General features: G+C 75.5%; 13 protein-coding genes. 8 read left to right on the forward strand and 5 right to left on the reverse strand.

Translation table 11 applies throughout. The features are described from left to right. Positions 1-70: 70 nt before the first annotated feature. The 3 genes from Q2K19_RS20475 to Q2K19_RS20485 all read left to right on the forward strand — a co-directional run bounded on the left by Q2K19_RS20475 (position 71) and on the right by Q2K19_RS20485 (position 3,231). Positions 71-1,624, forward strand: coding sequence for an MFS transporter (locus tag Q2K19_RS20475; protein WP_302762979.1), 1,554 nt, complete (start codon positions 71-73; stop codon positions 1,622-1,624). A gap of 104 nt (positions 1,625-1,728) precedes the next feature. Next, on the forward strand, positions 1,729-2,247 hold the full coding sequence (locus Q2K19_RS20480; RefSeq protein WP_302762981.1) for a hypothetical protein: 519 nt from the start codon (positions 1,729-1,731) through the stop codon (positions 2,245-2,247). Between the two features lie 198 nt (positions 2,248-2,445). Next, positions 2,446-3,231 carry an SGNH/GDSL hydrolase family protein gene (locus tag Q2K19_RS20485; RefSeq protein ID WP_302762983.1) on the forward strand — a complete coding sequence of 262 codons (786 nt, stop codon included), beginning with the start codon at positions 2,446-2,448 and terminating at the stop codon, positions 3,229-3,231. Positions 3,232-3,326: 95 nt separating this feature from the next. On the opposite strand, the gene Q2K19_RS20490 is transcribed toward Q2K19_RS20485, so the two are convergent. Continuing rightward, on the reverse strand, positions 3,327-4,790 hold the full coding sequence (locus Q2K19_RS20490; protein WP_302762985.1) for an MFS transporter: 1,464 nt from the start codon (positions 4,788-4,790) through the stop codon (positions 3,327-3,329). 348 nt (positions 4,791-5,138) lie between these two features. On the opposite strand from Q2K19_RS20490, the gene Q2K19_RS20495 reads away from it, so the two are divergent. Beyond that, positions 5,139-5,732: a TetR/AcrR family transcriptional regulator gene (locus Q2K19_RS20495; protein ID WP_302762987.1), complete on the forward strand. Its 594-nt coding sequence runs from the start codon at positions 5,139-5,141 to the stop codon at positions 5,730-5,732. 61 nt (positions 5,733-5,793) lie between these two features. Here the strand turns inward: Q2K19_RS20495 and Q2K19_RS20500 are convergent, their stop codons facing one another. Continuing rightward, the gene (locus Q2K19_RS20500) at positions 5,794-7,215 is read right to left on the reverse strand and encodes an alkaline phosphatase PhoX (RefSeq protein WP_302762989.1); all 1,422 of its coding nucleotides are present in this window, start codon (positions 7,213-7,215) and stop codon (positions 5,794-5,796) included. Between the two features lie 191 nt (positions 7,216-7,406). Here Q2K19_RS20500 and Q2K19_RS20505 point away from each other — a divergent pair, with 191 nt between their 5' ends. From Q2K19_RS20505 to Q2K19_RS20520, 4 genes are all read left to right on the forward strand, one after another. Continuing rightward, a complete protein-coding gene (locus tag Q2K19_RS20505) occupies positions 7,407-9,995 on the forward strand; it encodes an FtsK/SpoIIIE domain-containing protein (protein WP_302762990.1) in 2,589 nt (862 codons plus the stop codon). Continuing rightward, positions 9,992-10,789, forward strand: a complete 798-nt coding sequence (locus Q2K19_RS20510) for a hypothetical protein (RefSeq protein WP_302762991.1) — start codon at positions 9,992-9,994, stop codon at positions 10,787-10,789. Before Q2K19_RS20505 ends, Q2K19_RS20510 begins: the two co-directional genes overlap by 4 nt. 73 nt (positions 10,790-10,862) lie before the next feature. Next, positions 10,863-11,126 carry a DUF6244 family protein gene (locus Q2K19_RS20515; protein ID WP_302762992.1) on the forward strand — a complete coding sequence of 88 codons (264 nt, stop codon included), beginning with the start codon at positions 10,863-10,865 and terminating at the stop codon, positions 11,124-11,126. A gap of 206 nt (positions 11,127-11,332) precedes the next feature. Continuing rightward, on the forward strand, positions 11,333-12,169 hold the full coding sequence (locus Q2K19_RS20520; protein ID WP_302762993.1) for a lipase family alpha/beta hydrolase: 837 nt from the start codon (positions 11,333-11,335) through the stop codon (positions 12,167-12,169). 38 nt (positions 12,170-12,207) lie between these two features. On the opposite strand, the gene Q2K19_RS20525 is transcribed toward Q2K19_RS20520, so the two are convergent. The 3 genes from Q2K19_RS20525 to Q2K19_RS20535 form a co-directional block, all read right to left on the reverse strand. Continuing rightward, positions 12,208-13,806 (reverse strand): GMC family oxidoreductase, encoded by a 1,599-nt coding sequence (locus Q2K19_RS20525; RefSeq protein WP_302762994.1) that lies wholly within the window; start codon positions 13,804-13,806, stop codon positions 12,208-12,210. 113 nt (positions 13,807-13,919) lie between these two features. Then, entirely contained in the window at positions 13,920-14,792 is an 873-nt protein-coding gene (locus Q2K19_RS20530; protein WP_302762995.1) for an aldo/keto reductase, read from the reverse strand. A 111-nt stretch (positions 14,793-14,903) separates the two neighbouring features. Continuing rightward, entirely contained in the window at positions 14,904-17,936 is a 3,033-nt protein-coding gene (locus Q2K19_RS20535; protein WP_302762996.1) for a SpoIIE family protein phosphatase, read from the reverse strand. Positions 17,937-17,996: the final 60 nt, after the last annotated feature.

The raw sequence follows: 17,996 nt of genomic DNA on the forward strand, positions 1-17,996 counted from the left end.
AGACTTGTCCGCTGGCCGGACCCGCGCGGGTCCGGCTTCGTCGTGTCACCGTCTGGACGGGGAAACGCTCATGGCCCTCGGCGCCACGTTCGCCGCGCTGCGCCACCGCAACTACCGGATCTGGGCCGGCGCGGGGTTCGTGTCGGTCATCGGGACCTGGATGCAGGTTCTCGGGGTCAACTGGTACGTGCTGGCGAAGACCGGATCCGCCACCACCATGGGGCTCACCGTCCTGCTCCAGGCGCTGCCCACGCTGGTCCTGAGCGTGTGGGGCGGCGCGTTGGCCGACCGGCTGCCGGCCAAGCCGCTGCTGATCGTCGCCCAGGCGGCGCACGCGGCCCTCGCCGCCGGGCTGGCCGTGGTCGCCGTCACCGGCACCGGTGGGCTCCCGGCGATCTACGCGATCTCGCTGGTCACCGGGGCGGTGTCGGCGATCGAGGGCCCGGTGATGGGCCGCTGGGCGTCGACCCTGGTGGACCGGGAGAGCCTCGGCAACGCCCTGGCGCTCGGTTCCCTCACCAACTCGGCGGGCCGCATCCTCGGCATGAGCCTGGGCGCCGTCGTGGTCGCCGCGGTCGGCCCCGCGCTGCTCTTCGCCGTCAACGCCGCCAGCTTCGTCGCGGTCGTCGTCGCCCTGTTCGCCGTACGCGACGGGGAGCGGCACACCGTCGAGGCGGCGGCCGCCGACGCGGCCCTGACGGACGGCGGCATCCGGGCCGGCTTCCGCTACCTGCTGCGCCAGCCCGTGGTGCTGGTCGCCCTGGCGCTGTCGTTCGTGCTCGGCAGCCTGGGCCGCAACTACCAGGTGACCATGGCGGCGATGAGCGACGGGCCGCTGCGCGGCGGCGCGTCCGGGTACGGCTTCCTCTCCACCGTCTTCGCCGTCGGCACGGTGCTCGGCGCGCTCGTCGCGGCCCGCCGCCGGGAGCTGGGCTACGGCGTGCTGGTCGGGGCCGGCCTGCTCGGCAGCAGCCTGCAGATCGTCGCCGGGCTGGCCCCGGGCACGCTGAGCTTCGCCGCGGTGATCCTGCCCGTGGCGGCCGCCGCGGTGGTCATCGACACCACCGTCGGCGCCCGCGCCCAGCTCGACACGGACTACGTCATGCGCGGCCGGGTGCTGGCCGCCCTGGCGGTCACCGGTTCGGTCTCCGCCGCCGTCGGCGCGCCGCTGCTCGGCTGGCTCGCCGAGCACGTCGGACCCCGGCAGACCCTGGTGCTGGCCGGCACGATCACCGCCGTCGCCACCGTCGCGGCCGGCGTGGCCCTGGACCGGCTGCGCGAGCGTCGGCTGCGCCGGCGGTTCGCCCTGGTCCTCGACGGCGTCCGCCCGGCGCGCGGGGTCGCCGCCGGGGCCGCCCGGGTGGTCCGCCCGGCCGGCGTGCGGCTCCGTGCCGCCCGCCAGGCGGCGCTGCCCCGGCCGGCCGGGCTGGCCGGCGTGTCCCAGGGGGCCCGCACCGGCGCCTTCCCCGGGGCGTCCCGCCCGGGCCCGGGCCGGCTCCGGTCGAGCCGGGCCGCCCGCGCGGCCCAGGACTGCGCCGCCTGCGCACCCCACCGGGCGGCGCGGCGCTCCCGGCTGATCGGCGCCCGGGCGGTCGCGCACCGCGACGGCTGCCCGCGCGCCTGACGCCCGCGCCCGCCCGGCGCGGCCGCGCATGGGTGAGCGAGGTCATGGCCCCGGCGGGCCGTCCGGGACCCCGGCGAGACGAAGATCGTCACTACGCTGCCGGTATGGACGTCGAGGTACGCCTGCGGCGGATCCGCCGGTGGCTGTGGGTCGTGGTGGTGGGGCTGTTCCTCAGCGGGGTGACCGCGTTCCCGCTGGAGATCGAGGTGCGGTGGCTGCTGCGGGCGCTCGACCCGCTCGCCGACCAGCTCCCGGCGCTGGTGCGCTGGATCGGGCGGGTCCACACCGGACTGGTCGAGACCGGCGAGCGCTACCCGTTCATGCGCTACGGCACCGACTGGCTGGCCTTCGCCCACCTGGTCCTCGCGGTGGCCTTCTGGGGGCCGCTGCGCGACCCGGTGCGCAACGTCTGGGTGGTCCAGCTCGGCCTGATCGCCTGTGCCGGGATCGTGCCGCTGGCGCTGATCTGCGGGCCGGTCCGGGACATCCCCTGGTTCTGGACGCTGGTCGACCTCTCCTTCGCCGTCGGCGCGTTCCCGCCGCTGTGGTTCGCGTACCGGCACATCCGGGCGATCGAGGCGGCCGGCCCGGCGGTCGCGGCACCGGTGCCGGTCACCAGCTGATCCGGCCCGCGGCCCGGGGTCCACTCCGTGCCGAGGTATATCGACGCTTGTGCACAGGTCCGCCCCCGTTGCGGGGCGCTGACCTCTTCAATTCGTGGAAACGTTTCGATACCATTACCGACTAGTAACAAGCCACCCACCCCCGGCCACGCGCGCGGCCCACGGGCTCCACCACCCCTGCCTCGTGGAGGTCCTGTCATGTCCCGTCGCGTCCGCGCCGCGCTGGCCGCGCTGCTCGCGGCCGCCCTCGGCGCCGTCGTCGTCCCCGGCGTCGCCCAGGCGGCCACCGTCAACTACGTCGCCCTCGGTGACTCGTACTCCTCCGGGGTCGGCGCCGGGCCCTACGACCTCTCCACCTGCCTGCGCAGCGAGAAGTCGTACGCCCCGCTCTGGGCCGCGGCCCACCAGGTCACCAGCTTCCGCTTCCCCGCCTGTGGCGGGGCGGTCACCGCGGACGTCATCAACAGCCAGGTGGGCGCGCTGAGCAGCGGCACCACCCTGGTCACCATCACCATCGGCGGCAACGACGCCGGCTTCGCCGACGTGATGACCAGCTGCCGGTTCGGCAGCACCTCCACCTGCGAGAACGCGGTGAACGGCGCCAAGGCGTTCGCCACCACGACGCTGCCCGGCCGGCTCGACGCCACCTATGCCGCCATCCGGAACCGGGCCCCCAGCGCCCGGCTCGTGGTGCTCGGCTACCCGCGGCTGTTCGAGACGACCTGGTGCGGGCTGCTGGCCATGAGCACCTACAAGCGGACCATCCTCAATCAGGCCGCCGACGTGCTGAACGGGGTCATCGCCGGCCGGGCCGGCGTGGCGGGGGCCACCTTCGTCGACGCCCGGCCCGCCTTCGCGGGCCACGGGGTCTGCGCCGCCGACCCGTGGATCCACGACGTCAGCGGGGTGATCGAGGCGTACCACCCGGACGCCGACGGCTACCGCTACGGCTACCTGCCCGCGTTGACCTCGGCCATCGGCTGACCGGCGCGGACGGCCGGCGGTCCACTGCGGACCGCCGGCCGTCGCGGTGCTGCCGCTGGCCGCCGGTTGCCCGGCCGGCCCGCGGCTGCGGCGGGTCAGCTTCCCGCCGTCGCCAGTTCGCCGGTCAGCTCCGGCTCGGTGCGCCGCGGCGACGGTTCCGCGCGGTCCTGCCGCACCGCCCGCCGGCCGGAGGGAACGGCCAGGGCGGCCAGCGCGGCGGCCAGCGAGATGCCGGTGAGCAGCAGGAAGCCCGTGGTGAAGCCGGCCTCCCGGGGCAGCCCGCTCGCCTGCGGGTGGGCGGTGATCACGCTGCTGGCCACCGCGGCGCCGATCGCGCCGCCGATGGTGCGGATGTTGGCGTTCATGCCGGTCGCCGCGCCGGTCTGCCGGAGCGGCACGTTGGCCACGATCAGGTTGGCCATCGAGGCGAACGCCAGCCCGATGCCCAGACCGACCAGGGCGCCGGCGGCACCGACCTCCCAGCGGGTGTCGTGCGCGACGGTCAGCATCGCCGCGGCGAGCACGTTGAACACGGCGCCCGTGGTCAGCTGTGCCTTGGCGCTGAACCGGGCCGCCAGCCGGCCGGCGACGAGGCCGGCGACGAACATGCCGACGAGCATCGGCAGCATCAGCAGCCCGGCCTGGGTGACGCTCGCGCCGAAGCCGTATCCGGCGCTGGTCGGGATCTGCACGAACTGCGGCAGGAAGGCGTAGACGGAGAACATCGAGGCGCCGTAGAGCAGGGCGACCAGGTTGGTCGTCCAGACGGCGGGCAGCCGCATCATCCGCATGTCGATCAGCGGGTTCGCCGAGCGGGCCTCGGCCACCAGCCAACCGACCAGCAGGGCGCCGGCGAGCACCAGCAGGCCGGTCACCCGGCCGGACGTCCAGCCCCAGGTGGCGCCCTTGCTGACCGGCAGCAGCAGCGCCACCAGCCAGCCGGAGAGCAGCAGGGTGGCGGCCCAGTTGATCCGCCCCGGCGTACGGACCGGCGACTCCGGCACGAACCGGTGCGCGGCGAGCGCGGTGAGGCCGACGACGATCATCGGGATCCAGAACAGCCAGCGGTATCCCAGGGTGGCGACGATCGGTCCGGCCAGGACGACGCCGAGCCCGCCGCCGGCGGCGACGATCGCCGAGATCGCCGCGACGGCCGAGCTCACCCGCGCGGCGGGGAACTCGTCGCGGATGATCCCGAACGACAGCGGGAAGACGGCGCCGCCGATGCCCTGGACGACCCGGGCGGCGATGAGCACGCCGATGTTCGGCGCGATGGCCGCCAGCAGGCAGCCCAGCGCGAGGGCGGCGAGGGAGACGACCAGGGTCCGCTCCTTGCCGACCATGTCGCCGATCCGGCCGAGGACCGGGGTGAAGATCGACGCGGAGAGCAGGTAGGCGGTCAGGACCCAGGTCACGGTGTTCTGCGAGGTGTGCAGGTCGTGCTGGATGGTCGGCAGCACCGGGGTGATCAGCGATTGCAGCATCGCGAAGAAGCCGGCGCCGGCCGAGAGGACGAGGAAGGTCAACCGACGCGAGTCGCGTCGGGCGGTGTCAATCACGGAGTGGGCTCCCGTTCGCGTACGAAAGACAGGTCTGTCGGGGGCGACGGTCGGTCGTCCGAGGGATGCGGTCGTCGGGACCGCGGGGGGCCGCCCGGGGCGGATCGGGCGACGGCTCGCGCCGGGCGCGGCCGGTGATCCGCCGGTGGCGGCCGGAGCTGCCGGGATTCAGCGGGTTGCGGGCATGCGGGGGACCTCCTGGGTCCGATGTCTGGTTCGCCGATCGCGCCGGGTGGAATCGGCCGGAAATCCCGGAGTAAGCTATCCGGAGGCATGGCTCCGGTCAGTTCCGGAGGGGTGCCTCCACTAACGTAGCGGAGGGATGCCTCCGGTTGCAAGGCGAGAGAGGTGACGCCCGTCATGGCCAGCGCCGATCCGCTGGAAGAGATCTTTGCGCGGCGCCCGAAGCGGGCCGATGCCCGGCGGAACTACGACGCGCTGATCGCGGCCGCCCGCGAGGTGTTCGGCGAGTGCGGTGCGGGCGCGTCGCTGGAGGAGATCGCCCGCCGGGCCGGCGTCGGCATCGGCACGCTCTACCGGAACTTCCCCAGCCGACGGGACCTGTTCGAGGCGGTCTACGTCGAGGAGGTGCGGGCGCTCAGCCGGTCCGCCGCCGACCTGGCGGACCTTGCCCCGTGGGACGCCCTGGTCGCCTGGCTGAACCGGTTCGTCGCCTACGTCGGCACCAAGCGGGCCCTCGCCGAGGAGCTGGTCCACGACTCCGACGTGTTCCGCAGCTGCCGCACCGAGATCTACGCCGCGGGCGAACCGCTGCTGCGCCGCGCGCAGGCGGCCGGGGCGGCCCGGCCGGACGCCAGCTTCGACGACGTGGTGCGGCTCATCGGCGGCATCATGGCGTACCAGTTCCCCGAGCCCGCTCAGCGCGACCGGGTGCTGGCCATCGCCCTGGACGGCCTGCGCTTCCCCGCCGCCCACCGCTGACGCCCCGCAGCGACGCCGACGGCCGGCGGTCCACCTGGACCGCCGGCCGTCAGGATTCCACTCAGGACGCGTCGACGTCCGCGTTGCTCGGCCGGCGCCACGGGCCGGTGATCGCGAAGACGTAACCCGGGGACTGGATGTTGGCGAACAGGATGCTGCCGTCCGCGCTGAACGTCGGGCCGGTGAACTCGCTGTCGTTCAGCTCGTTGCGGGCCAGCGGGTACGCCTTGCCCTGCTCGGTCACCCCGACCAGGTGCGAAACGCCCTCGCCGTCCTCGGCCAGGATCACCCCGCCGTACGGCGACACGGTGATGTTGTCCGGGCCGTCGAAGTTGCCCTGGTCCGCCTCCGGGTCGGTGTTCACCCCGAAGATGGTCTTCAGCGTCACCGTCTCGGTCCGCGGGTCGTAGAACCAGACCTGGCCGTCGTGCTCGTTGACGCTGCCGTCGGCGTGCCGGGCGAAGCTGGCCACGAAGTAGGCGCCGCCGTCGGCCCACCAGGCGCCCTCCAGCTTGCGGCTGCGGGTCACCTGCTCGTCGGTGAACTGCTTGCGCACCGAGACGGTCTTCGCGTCCCGGTCCGGCACGTCCACCCACTCCACCTTGTAGCGGGTGCCCGGGGTGGTGGCCTCCGACAGGTCGGCGACGTGCTGGCTGCCCCGCCAGCAGTTCAGCGCCTGGAGGCTGCCCGCGGTGTCCCCGTCGGGGCGCTGGGCGAGGGCCCGCAGCGCGCCCTTGCCGCCGGGGAAGCCGGCCGGCGGGGTCCACCGGAAGTAGAGGCCGTTCGGGCCGCCCGCGTCCTCGGTCAGGTAGATCGAGTGGGTGTACGGGTCCACCGCCACGGCCTCGTGCGAGTAGCGGCCGAGGAACTTCAGCGGCACCGGGTTCTGGTTGGCGGCCCGGTCGTGCGGGTCCACCTCGAAGACGTACCCGTGGTCCTTCAGGTACTTCCCGCCGGCCCGCTGCTCGGTCTCCTCGCAGGTCAGCCAGGTGCCCCACGGGGTGATGCCACCGGCGCAGTTGTTGTGCGTGCCGGCCACGCTGACGTACTCGCGCAGCCGCCGGCCCTGCCCGTCCACCTCGATGGTGGTGGTGCCGCCCTGGGCGCCCGCGTCGTAGGTCAGCCCGGCCAGCGCCGGCACCGGGTGCGGCTCGCCGCCGCCGATCTCGTGGTTGTTCACCAGCACCGAGCCGTTCGGGCCCCGGAAGCAGCCGGTGCCGTCGGCGTCGCTCGGGGTCGGCTGCCCCGACTCGAGCAGGGTCACGCCCGCCTGGGCGACGATGGTGTACGAGAAGCCGGGCGGCAGGGCCAGCAGGCCAGCCGGGTCCGGAACGAGTTCGCCGTAGCCGACCGCCGGGCGGACCGCGGCCCGGGCGGCCGCCGGACCGGCGATCGCTTCCAGGCTGCCGGCCACCACGATGCCGAGGCCGCCGGCCGCGCCGCCGCGCAGGACCGCACGCCGGGAGATGGGGGAGGAGGTCACGTCGTCGCCTTCCTGTTCACTTGCCACTGCTGAGCAGGCAAGTCGGGCCGGGGGAACAGCGGCCGGTGGGAACGGCTTCCGTCGGGTGAACAGTGGACCAACCCTGGGTGCGGGCCGCGTACCGTGCCGGCTCGGCGCGCGTCCGTTAGGGTTCCCTCGATCGGGACCGCGACGGCGTCGGAGGGCGGACGGTGGGCAGGCTCGCGACGGCGTACGGGCAGGCGCTCGCCCTGCACCGGCAGGCCCTGCGGCGCTGGACGGCCGCGCGGCGGACGCTCGCCGCGGCCGGGCCGGTGGCCCCCGGCAGCCCCGAGCTGGTGGCCCGGCTGGCCCGGCTCGGCGCCGCGCTGGCCGCCCCCGCGCCCGGCACCGCCCGGCCCGCCACCACCCCGGTCCCGGTCCGCGTCGGCGAGGCGACCACCTTCGACGGCGGGTTCCCGGTGCTGGTCCCGCTGGCCGGTGGCCGGCACCTCGCCATCGACACCGACGCCCGCGACCCCCGGGTCGGTGAGCTGCTGCGGGCGGTGGTGACCCAGCTGCTCGCCGCGGCCCCGGCCGGCACGGTCCGGGTCGCCGGCATCGACCCGGCCGCCTTCGGCGCCGCGTTCCTGCCGCTGCGCCCGCTGCTCGACGCCGGCGTGCTCGCCCCCGCCGCCACCACCGCCGCCGAGATCGCCGCGCTGCTCGACGAGGCGGACCGGCACGCCCGGGCCGCCCAGCACGCCGCCCGCGACGACCAGGACCTGCTGCTGCTGGTCGCCGCCTCGGCGCCACCGCCGCGCGAGCTGGCCCGGCTCGCCGCGCTCACCCACGCCGGCCCCGCCGCCGCCGTCTGCGTGCTGCTCGCCGGCCATCCCGCCGCCGGCCCCGGCGACGCGCCGCCGCCGCTCGGCGCCACCACCCAGCTCCGGCTGGGCGAGCGGTACGCGCTGGTCGGCGACCCGCCCGGGCAGCCGTTCAGCCCCGACGGCAGCGGCCTGGCCGCCCCGGTCGTGCTCGACGGCGACCCGTCGCACGCCACCGTCACCGGGCTGGCCGAGCAGCTCGCCGCGGCCACCCGCCGGGCCGCGGCGGTCACCTTCGCCGACCTGCTCCCGGCCCGGCGCTGGGCCGAGTCCTCCGGCGCCGGGCTGCGTACCGTGCTCGGCCGGGCCGTGCGACAACACCAGCTCGGCGCGTCTGACGCCGCGCCACGACCGGAAGCTGTCGGCCGGGAGCTGGTCACCGTGGCCTTCGACGACGCCACCCCGCACTGGCTGGTCGGCGGCCGCACCGGCGCGGGCAAGACCGTCCTCCTGCTCGACGTGCTCTACGGGCTGGCCACCCGCTACCCGCCGGCCGAGCTGCAACTGCTCCTGCTCGACTTCAAGGAGGGGGTCAGTTTCACCGAGTTCGTCCCCACCGAGCGGGATCCGTCCTGGCTGCCGCACGCCCGCGCGGTCGGCATCGAGTCCGACCGCGAGTACGGCGTCGCCGTGCTGCGCGAGCTGCGCGCGGAGCTGACCCGTCGGGCCGATCTGCTCAAGAAGCACGGCGTCACCGCGCTCCGCGACCTGCCGGCGTCCGCCCGGCCACCCCGCATCGTCACCGTGGTGGACGAGTTCCAGGTGCTGCTGGCCGGCCACGACGCGCTCGCCCGCCAGGCCGTCGACCTGCTGGAGGAGGTGGCCCGCAAGGGCCGCTCGTACGGCCTGCACCTGGTGCTGGCCAGCCAGAGCACCAGTGGCATCGAGGCCCTCTACGGCCGGGCCGAGGCGATCTTCGGCCAGTTCCCGTTGCGGGTGGCGCTGCCCGGCGGGGGCGGCGTGCTCGACCCGCTCAACGACGCCGCCAAGGCCATCGGGGTCGGCACCGCCGTGGTCAACACCGCCGGGGGCGCGGCCGGCGCGAACATCGAGGTCCGCTTCCCCGACGCGCATGCCGCCGCGGCCGAGCTGGCCGCCCTGCGGCACGAGCTGTTCCAGGCCCGCCCGGCCGGATCGCCGCCGCCGACGGTCTTCCGCGGCTACGAGACGCCCCGGCTGGCCGGCGACCCCACCTGGGCCGCGCTGCGGCCGGTGGCCGAACCGCCGCTCGCCCTGGTCGGCCGGACCGTCGACGTGGCGGGCAGCCCCGCCGGGTTCCGCCTCGACGCCACCCCCGGCCGGCACCTGGCCGTGGTCGGCACCGCCACCGTGGGGGCGGACGTGCTCCGGTCGGCCGCCCTGAGCCTGGCCCGGCAGCACCCCCCCGGCTCCGTCCGCTTCCTGCTCGCGCCGCTGGCGCCCGGCACCACCGGGCTCGCCGACGACCTGGCGATGTCCCTGGCCGCCGCCGGTCACCCGGTCCGCCGCCTGGACACCGCGCAGCTGCGCGCCCACCTCGCCGAGCTGGCCGCCCCGGCGGAAGCGGCGCGGCCGGCGGCGACCCCCCGGACCTACCTGGTGGTGTTCGGGATGGACGCCGCGGCCGGCGCGCTCGCCGCGGCCGACCCGGCCACGTTCCGCTCCGGCCACGACGACCTGCGTGACCTGCTGCGCCAGGGGCCCGCGTACGGGGTGCACCTGCTCGGCTGGTGGCGCGGGCTGCGCCGGCTCGGCGAGGACCTCGGCGGCAGCCAGCACCGCGACGACGTGTCCTGCCTGGTCGCGTTGAACGTGCCCGGCGCCGACCTCGGCCTGCACCTCGGCGCGCACGACCTCAGCTACACCCCGCGGGGCGGGCGGGCCCTGCTGGTGGACCGGCACGACCAGCGCACCGCCCTGATCGTGCCCTTCGTCGGCGACGGAGACGACCGGTGAGCTTCGAGGAGTACGCGGCCCTGGCCCGCGAGCTCTCCGCGCGGCAGCGCGGCGGGGAGCAGGCCGTCGCCGCCGAGCGGGAACGCCGGCGCACCCTGGAGGCGGCGGTCGACCAGCTCGGCCAGCGGCTCGCCGCGCAGGGGCAGCGCCTCGACCAGCTCGGCCGCGCCATCGGCGTACCCGCATCCCCGGCGGACACCCCCGTGCCGGTCGGATCGGCCACCTCGGTCGGGGCGAGCGGCGCGCCCGCACCGGCCGGGCTGCCCGGCACGCCGCCCGGAGCCGGGGCGGGGGCGACCGGCGGCGGCGCCGCCGCGCCGGGGCGGCCGGGGGTCGGGGCGTATCCGGAAGGGACGGTGCCCGCGCCCCGGGCGGGTGACCCGGCGGCGGAGCTGGCGGCGGCCCGGCAGCTCGTCGACGAGGCCGACCGGTACGGGCAGCAGGCGGAGGCGATCGCGCACCGGCCCGTGCTGCTGCCCACCTGGTCGCCGCTGGCCCGGGCGGTCGGGGTCTACGCGGCGTGCGCGCTGGCCGGCTCGGTGGTCATGCTCGCCACGCTGGTCGGCTCGCCCATCCCGGTCACCGGGCTCGACCTGGTGGCCGCCGGCGCGTGTGCGGGCGTCCCGCTGCTGTCCTTCGTGGCCGGACAGCTCGTGCTCGCCCGCTGGGGTCGGCCGGTGATCGGGGGCGGCCCGCCGCCGTCGCGGTACGTCCCGCTCGGCTTCGTGCTCTGCGCGTTGCTCTCCTCCGGCCTGTTCTGCCTCTACCTGGTGGCCTTCCGGCTGCTGCGCTGATCCGGCCACCTGGTGCGCCGTCCGGTCCGATCCGATCGCGTAGGGTGCCGGGCAGGCGAGCAGGGGAGGGCGCGTGAGCGCGGCGCAGATCATCGCGAGGCTGGCGGCGGCCGCCCAGAAGCTGGACGAGGCGAAGGCCAAGGCCGTTGCCGCGGCGCAGGACGCCGCCGAGGCGCGGGCGCTGGTCGCCGGCGCGCTGGAAGGGGTGGCCGCCGGGCCGCTGATCGGCGTCATCGACGCCTACCGGCAGGCGCTCACGCAGGCGGTGCAGGGTGGCGAGCCGGCGCGCCAGCACGTCCAGGAGACCATCGCCAAGGTCCAGGCCCTCGGCAGCTGACGGCGGATCCGCGCCGTCCGACCCACCACGGCCGGAAGCCGAGCCGATTCGCCGGTTTGTGCCTCAGCTGCGACAACGGGTTACCGGCGCGTAACTTTTCATTGACGTGTGTGAAATCGGACACGCATCATCGTTCCCACGATCGATCGGACCCACCACCCGTCTCCTCCCGGCAACCCCGGGTGCCTCCCCTCGGAGGTGCAGCCATGCTGCTCCGAACGATCCTCGCCGCAACCACCGCCGTCACCGCCCTGCTCGTCCCGGCCGCCGCCCAGGCCGCGCCGCACCGCGCCACCACCACCGCCGGCGTCGCCGACGAGCCGACCACCACCACCGCCGGCGTCGCCGACGAGCCGACCACCACCACCGGGACGCTCGCCGCCGCCGCCAATCCGGTCGTCGTGGTCGGCGGCCTGATCGGAATCTCCATCGCCTACGAGCCGATCGCCGCCCGGCTGCGCGCCGACGGCTACCGCGTCTCGATCTTCCAGCTGCCGAACCTCGGCTTCGGCGACATCCGCGAGTCCGCCCGTGCCCTGTCCGCCTATGTGGACCAGGTCCGTGCCGCCACCGGCGCGGCCAGGGTGGACCTGGTCACCCACTCCGAAGGCGGCCTGGTCGGCCGCTGGTACGTGAAGTTCCTCGGCGGCGCCGACAAGGTCGACCGCTACCTCAGCCTCGGCACCCCGCAGTACGGCACCTACGTCGCCGACCTCATCAACTTCCTCGGCCTGGGCAGCTGCGCCGGCATCGTCGCCTGCCAGCAGATGACCACCGGGTCGAGCTTCCTCGCCGACCTCAACGGCGGCGACGACACCCCCGGCCCGGTCCGCTGGACCACCGTCCGGACCTGGCAGGACGAGCTGGTCCGCCCGGTCGACAACGCGTCCCTCGCCGACGGCGCCACCAACGTCCTGGTGCAGGCGTGGTGTCCGCTGCGGGTCGTCGGCCACCTCGGCCTCGTCCTCGACGGCACCACCTACACGGTGGTCCGGCAGGCCCTCGCCGACGCGGCCATACGGCCCAACTGCTTCGCCCTCTGATCCACCCCGCCGACGGGCGGCCCGGTGCCGCCCGTCGGTCACGCCGCGGTGCCGAGGATCAGGTCGGCGGCCCGCCAGGCCAACGCGGTCACCGGCGCGCTGGTCCAGCCCGAGACCATCGCCGGCAGCACCGAGGCGTCGACCACCCGCAGCCCGGTCACCCCGCGTACCCGCAGCCGGGGATCGACGACGTGCTCCTCGTCCGGGCCCATCGCGCAGGTGGCGATGGCGTGGTAGCCGCAGTAGCCGTGGACCCGGGCCGCCTCGACGATCTCCTCGTCCGTCCGGATCGCCGGCCCGGGCAGGGTCTCCACGGTGATCCGTTTCGCGATCGGCCCGGTGGCGAAGAGCTCCCGCATCCGGCGGAAGGCGTCCACCGCGACCCGCCGGTCGTGCGGGGTGGCGAAGTAGTTCGCCACGATCGCGGGCGGCGTCCGCGGGTCCGGCCCGGTGATGGCGAGGCTGCCCTCGCTGTCCGGGCGGGTCACCGTGCCGAGGCACATCAGGCCGGGTTCCCGCTCCAGCTCCAGGGCCCGGCCGGGGCGGGGCGGCGCCGCCGAGAAGGGCGCCATCAGCAGGTGGGCGTCCGGGCGGTCCAGGTCGGCACGGGATTTGAGCTGGGCCGCGACGTCCAACACCGGCAGGGCGAGCGGGCCACCCCGGGTGAGCAGGTACCGCAGCGCGGCCCGGGCCTGGCCGAGGGGATTGCCGAGCTGTCCGTTGTAGCCGCCCGGCTCGACGAGCCGGTACTGCACGGGGATCGACCGGTGCTCCCGCAGGCCCGCGCCCACCCGGGGCCGGTCGAGCAGCACCGGCACGCCCGCGGAGCGCAGGACGTCGGCCGGGCCGATGCCGGAGACCTGGAGCAACTGCGGGGTGGCGAGCGCGCCCGCGGCCAGGATCACCTCCGCGGCCGCCAGGTGGTCCACCTCCCGGCCGCGGTGGGCGGCGCGGACGCCGACCGCCCGGCCGTCCCGGAACAGCACGCGCAGCGCGACGGTGTCGACCGCCACGGTCAGATTCGGTCGGCTCCGTACCGGGTGCAGGAAGGCGTCGGCGGCGCTGACCCGGCGTCCGTCCCGGATGGTCGCGGTGGCGTAGCCGATCCGCTCGCCGTCGTCGGCGTCGAGGTCGTCGACCCGGCGCCAGCCCAGCTCCACCCCGGACTCGATCATCTCCTCGCAGAGCTCGTCGGTCCCCGTGGCGATGGAGAGCCGCAGCGGCCCGCCGGCGCCCCGGTGCGGTGCGGCGCCCAGCGGGTGGTCCTCCAGCCGCCGAAAGATCGGCCGCATGGTGGACCAGCCCCAGCCGGGGTTGCCCAGGCGTTCCAGCGCGTCGTAGTCCGGCCCGCCGCCCCGGTTCCAGATCATGCCGTTGATCGAGGTCGAGCCGCCGATCAGCCGGCCCCGCTGCCAGGTCTCCCGCTGCCCCGGCCCGATCGTCGCCGGGTAGTGCCAGGCGGTGCGCCGGCCGTCCATCAGCCGGGAGAACGCCTTGGGGATGCGGACGAACGGGCTGCGGTCCCAGCCGCCCGCCTCGATCAGCAGCACCCGGGTGCCGGGGTCTGCGGTGAGCCGGTTGGCCAGCACGCACCCGGCCGCGCCCGCCCCGACGATGACATAGTCGTACTCGTCCACTTCGGACCCCCACCTCGTCCCAGGCGCGAGAATCCTTCTGACGGTAGCGGTCCGCTCACGGAACGGAAAGGGTCGGCCGCCGCCCCGGCGGGGACGGCGGCCGGTCGGGCGGCTCAGGTGGCCTTCGCGAGGGCCTCGAACTCGTCGTCGGTGAGCCGCACCTCGGCGGCCGCGACGTTCTCCTCCAGGTGCGCCACGGAGGACGTACCCGGGATCGGCAGCATGACCGGCGACCGGCGCAACAGCCAGGCGAGGGCGAGCTGGGCGGGCGTCGCGCCGTGCTCGGTGGAGATCGCGTCCAGCGGGCCCCCGGGCCGGGCCAGGTTGCCGGTGGCGATCGGGAACCAGGGGATGAAGGCCAGGTCGTTGTGCTCGCAGTGCGCCAGCACGTCCTCCGCGCTGCGGTCGGCCAGGTTGTAGAGGTTCTGCACGGAGACGATCGGGGTGATCTTCCGGGCCGCCTCGATCTGCGCCACGGTCACCTCGGAGAGCCCGACGTGCCGGACCTTGCCCTCCTGCTTGAGCAGGGCCAGCTCGCCGAGCTGGTCCTCCAGCGGCACCTTTGCGTCGATCCGGTGGAGCTGGTAGAGCGGGATGCAGTCCAGGCCCAGGTGGCGCAGGCTCAGCTCGCACTGCTGGCGCAGGTACTCCGGGCGGCCCACCGGGCGCCAGTCGCCCGGGCCGGAGCGGGTCAGCCCGGCCTTCGTCGCGATGACCAGGTCCTCGGGGTACGGGTGCAGCGCCTCCTTGATCAGCAGCTCGGAGACGAACGGCCCGTACGAGTCGGCGGTGTCGATGAAGGTCACGCCCAGCTCGTACGCCCGGCGCAGCACCCGCACCGCCTCGGCCGGGTCCTTCGGGTCGCCCCAGACCCCCGGCCCGGTGATCTGCATCGCCCCGTAGCCGAGCCGGTCGACCTGGAGCTCACCACCGATCCGGTAGGTCCCCGAGGCCTTCGCGGGCTGCGTGCTGGCACTGGTTGCCATGCCGGTCCCTCCTGTACGTCGTCGTCGGCGGCGTTCCCCGCCACCGACCGGGAAGCTTTCCCGCGAATCGCGGGCTTCAACGTCGCCCCGCCGGCCGCGCGCCGGGGCGCCTCAACCGGCGTGCCGGAGCACCACCAGCGCGCGGTCGTCCTCGCCCCCGGGCAGGTCCCGCAGCAGCGCGTCCGCGATCGCCTCCGCCGGCTCGTCCCGGACCGCGACCAGCGCCCGGTGCAGCGCCGCCACCCCCTCGTCGTACGCCTGGCCGCGCCGCTCCACCAGCCCGTCCGTGTAGGCGACCAGCAGGTCGCCCGGGCGGAACGGCACGGTGGTCAGGGTCATCGGCGCGTCGACCATGCCCAGCGGCAGCGCGTTGACGGTGGGGACGCTCTCCGGATCCCCGCCGGCGGGCAGCAGCACCGGGTGGGGATGCCCGGCCCGGGCCACCTGCGCCCGGCCGGCCGCCGGGTCGACGACCACGACGAGGCAGGTGCCCAGGAAGCCGACGCCGAGCAGTTCGGTCAGCCGGAGGAACACCTCCTCCAGCGGGACACCCAGCCGGATCAGGGTGTTGAGCATGGTGCGGAGCTGGGCCATGTCGGCCGCCGCCTCCACCCGGTGCCCGACCACGTCGCCGACCACCACGGCGAGCCGGTCGTCGTCCTGCCGGACCAGGTCGTACCAGTCGCCGCCGAGGTGCAGGCCGGTCATCGCCGGCTGGTAGCGGGTGGCGATCTCCAGCCCGTCCGGGGTGGTCAGCGCGGAGCTGCGCAGCCGTCCGGCCAGCCGGGTCACCAGGTTGTGTTCGGCGGCGGCGAGGCGGACCCGTTCCAGAGTCTGCTCGCACAGGTCGGCGATGGTGTCCAGCAGCGCCAGGTCGCTGTCCCGCAGCGGCCGCTCCCGGAACCACCCGAAGGCCAGCGAGGCGAACGGCTGGCGCTGCGCGTCGAACAGCGGCAGCGCGACCGTGGTGACCACGCCGTGCGCGCCGACCGGGTCCGGCAGGCCCGGGAAGCGGGCGGCGAATTGGGCCCGGTCCCGCAGGATGACCCGTTCCCCGGTGCGCAGCGCGCGGACGATCGGCCGCGGGTCGTTGACGGTCAGGTCGTGGAAGGTGGCGGACAGCGTCGCGGGCACGTCGTGGTACCAGAGCCGGACCTTCTGCCCCTCGTCCCGCATGGCCAGCCCGGGCAGCACCGCCCCGAGCGCCACCGGCGCCGCGGTGAGGATCACGTCGATCGCCTCGGTGGTGGAGCGGGCCACGCTCAGCCGGGCGGCGAAGTCGGCCATCGCCTGCGCCGAGCCGGTCAGCTCGGCGCGCTGCAACGCCTGGCTGCACAGGCCGGCGACCGCGTGCAGCAGGTTGCGGAGTGCCTCGTCGTCGGCGACCGGCCCGGTCCAGCGCACCTCCAGCGCGCCCAGGGCGGCGCCGTCGCCGTATCGCAACGGCAGGCAGACGCCCGTCGTCCGGTCGCCCGCGGGGGCCGGCTCCAGAACCACGTTGTCGCGGACGGCCCGGGCCAGCGGGTCGTCGGCGTCGACCGGCAACTGCCGGGGCGGGGCGTCCCCGCCGGCCACGTCGAGCAGGGTGGCGCCCGGACGAGCGATGGCGACCCGCAGCCCGGTCGCCTCCACCACCGCCGGGGCGACCGTGGTCACCACGTCCACGATGGCCGCCCGGCCCTGGGCCGAGCTGAGCGCGCCGGCCAGCCGGGCCAGGGCCTCCGCCTGCCGCAACGTCCGCTGCCGGTCGGTGACGTCCCGGGCCACGGTGGCCACGAAGGCGGTGGTGTCCTGCCCGTCGCCGGTGGTCACCGTGAACGTCTGGTGGTCGACGTCGACCGGCTCGCCGGTGTCCCGGCGGACCAGCCGGCTCTCCGCGTGGTGGTGGCCCGTCCGCAACGCGGCCGGGATCAGCTCGGTCCGCCACAGCTCGCGGGCGTGCGGCGCGGCGAAGTCGACCAGCGTCAGCCCGTCGACCCGCTCACCCTCGGTGAGCCCGACCAGCGCCCGGCCGGCCGGGTTCACGTAGACGGCCCGGCCGTCCGGGTCGGCCACCGCGATGAAGTCGCCGGAGCGTTCCACCAGCGCCTGGAACAGCCGCAGCTCGGCCCGGGCGGCGCGCTCCGTGCTGAGGTCCAGGGCGTCGACGCGCCCCTGGTCGGCCAGCGCCTCGGCCCGCCGGTGCTCCGCCTGGTAGGTCCGGGCTGCGGCGAGGGCGGCGCCGACGTGCCCGGACAGCAGCCGTAGGAACGAGAGGTAGTCGGCGTCGGCCGGGCGGCGGGGATTGAGCCCGATCACCAGCACCGCCGTCGGCGTGGACCCGCCGGGTTCGGACACCGGCACCACGGCGAGCTTCGGGGCGCCCGGCCGGTCCGGGGCGTCGGCCGGGTCGACCGGAAGCAGGCGCAGCTCCCCGTCCGCCAGCACCTCGGCCAGCGGCCACGACTCCGCCGCGCCGGGCGGCGCCCCGGCGTCGTCGGCGGCGACGAGCCGCGGGCCGTCCGCGCCGGCCAGGTAGAGCCGGGCGAACGGCGTCGAGGCGGAGCCGGCCAGGGCCTTGACCGTACGCCGGCCCACCTCCTCCGGGTCGGTCACGTCGACCAGCGCCGCCCCGAGGGTGCTGAGCAGCCGCAGCCGGCGCTCGCCGAGCACCCGGTCGGTGGTCTCGGTGACCGCGGTGAACACCCCGCCCGGGGTGCCGGACTCGTCGAGGATCGGGCTGTACGAGAAGGTGAACCAGCACTCCTCGACGAACCCGAAGCGGTCGAGCAGGAGCAGCTGGTCCTCGCTCCAGGTGGCGCCCCGGCCGGCCATCACGTCGCCGAGCATCGGGCCGATGACCTCCCAGATCTCCGGCCACACCGCCGCGCCCGGCCGGCCCAGCGCGCCGCGCTTGGACGCTCCCAGCATCGGCACGTACGCGTCGTTGTAGAGCATCACCAGCTCGTCGCCCCACCAGAGCAGGATCGGGAAGCGGGAGTGCAGGCAGATGCTCACCGCGGTGCGCAGGCTCTGCGGCCAGGAGTCGATCGGGCCGAGCGGGGTGGCGGTCCAGTCGCGCCCGGCGATCGCCGCGCCCATCTCCCCGCCGGTCGCGAAGAGGTCCTGCCACCGGGAGCTGCTGTCCGACGGGGAGTGGTTCACCCGGGACCTCCGCTCGGCGTCGGGGCGGATCGGCGACACTCGGAAAAGTACCAGCGCGCG

The sequence above is a fragment of the Micromonospora sp. NBRC 110009 genome (assembly GCF_030518795.1).
Lineage (GTDB): Bacteria > Actinomycetota > Actinomycetes > Mycobacteriales > Micromonosporaceae > Micromonospora.

Excerpts from the sequence above, each read along its gene's own strand:
- Q2K19_RS20520 (WP_302762993.1), top strand. The coding sequence starts at position 11,333 with ATGCTGCTCCGAACGATCCTCGCCGCAACCACCGCCGTCACCGCCCTG.
- Q2K19_RS20485 (WP_302762983.1), top strand. The coding sequence starts at position 2,446 with ATGTCCCGTCGCGTCCGCGCCGCGCTGGCCGCGCTGCTCGCGGCCGCC.
- Q2K19_RS20475 (WP_302762979.1), top strand. The coding sequence starts at position 71 with ATGGCCCTCGGCGCCACGTTCGCCGCGCTGCGCCACCGCAACTACCGG.
- Q2K19_RS20530 (WP_302762995.1), bottom strand. The coding sequence starts at position 14,792 with ATGGCAACCAGTGCCAGCACGCAGCCCGCGAAGGCCTCGGGGACCTAC.
- Q2K19_RS20480 (WP_302762981.1), top strand. The coding sequence starts at position 1,729 with ATGGACGTCGAGGTACGCCTGCGGCGGATCCGCCGGTGGCTGTGGGTC.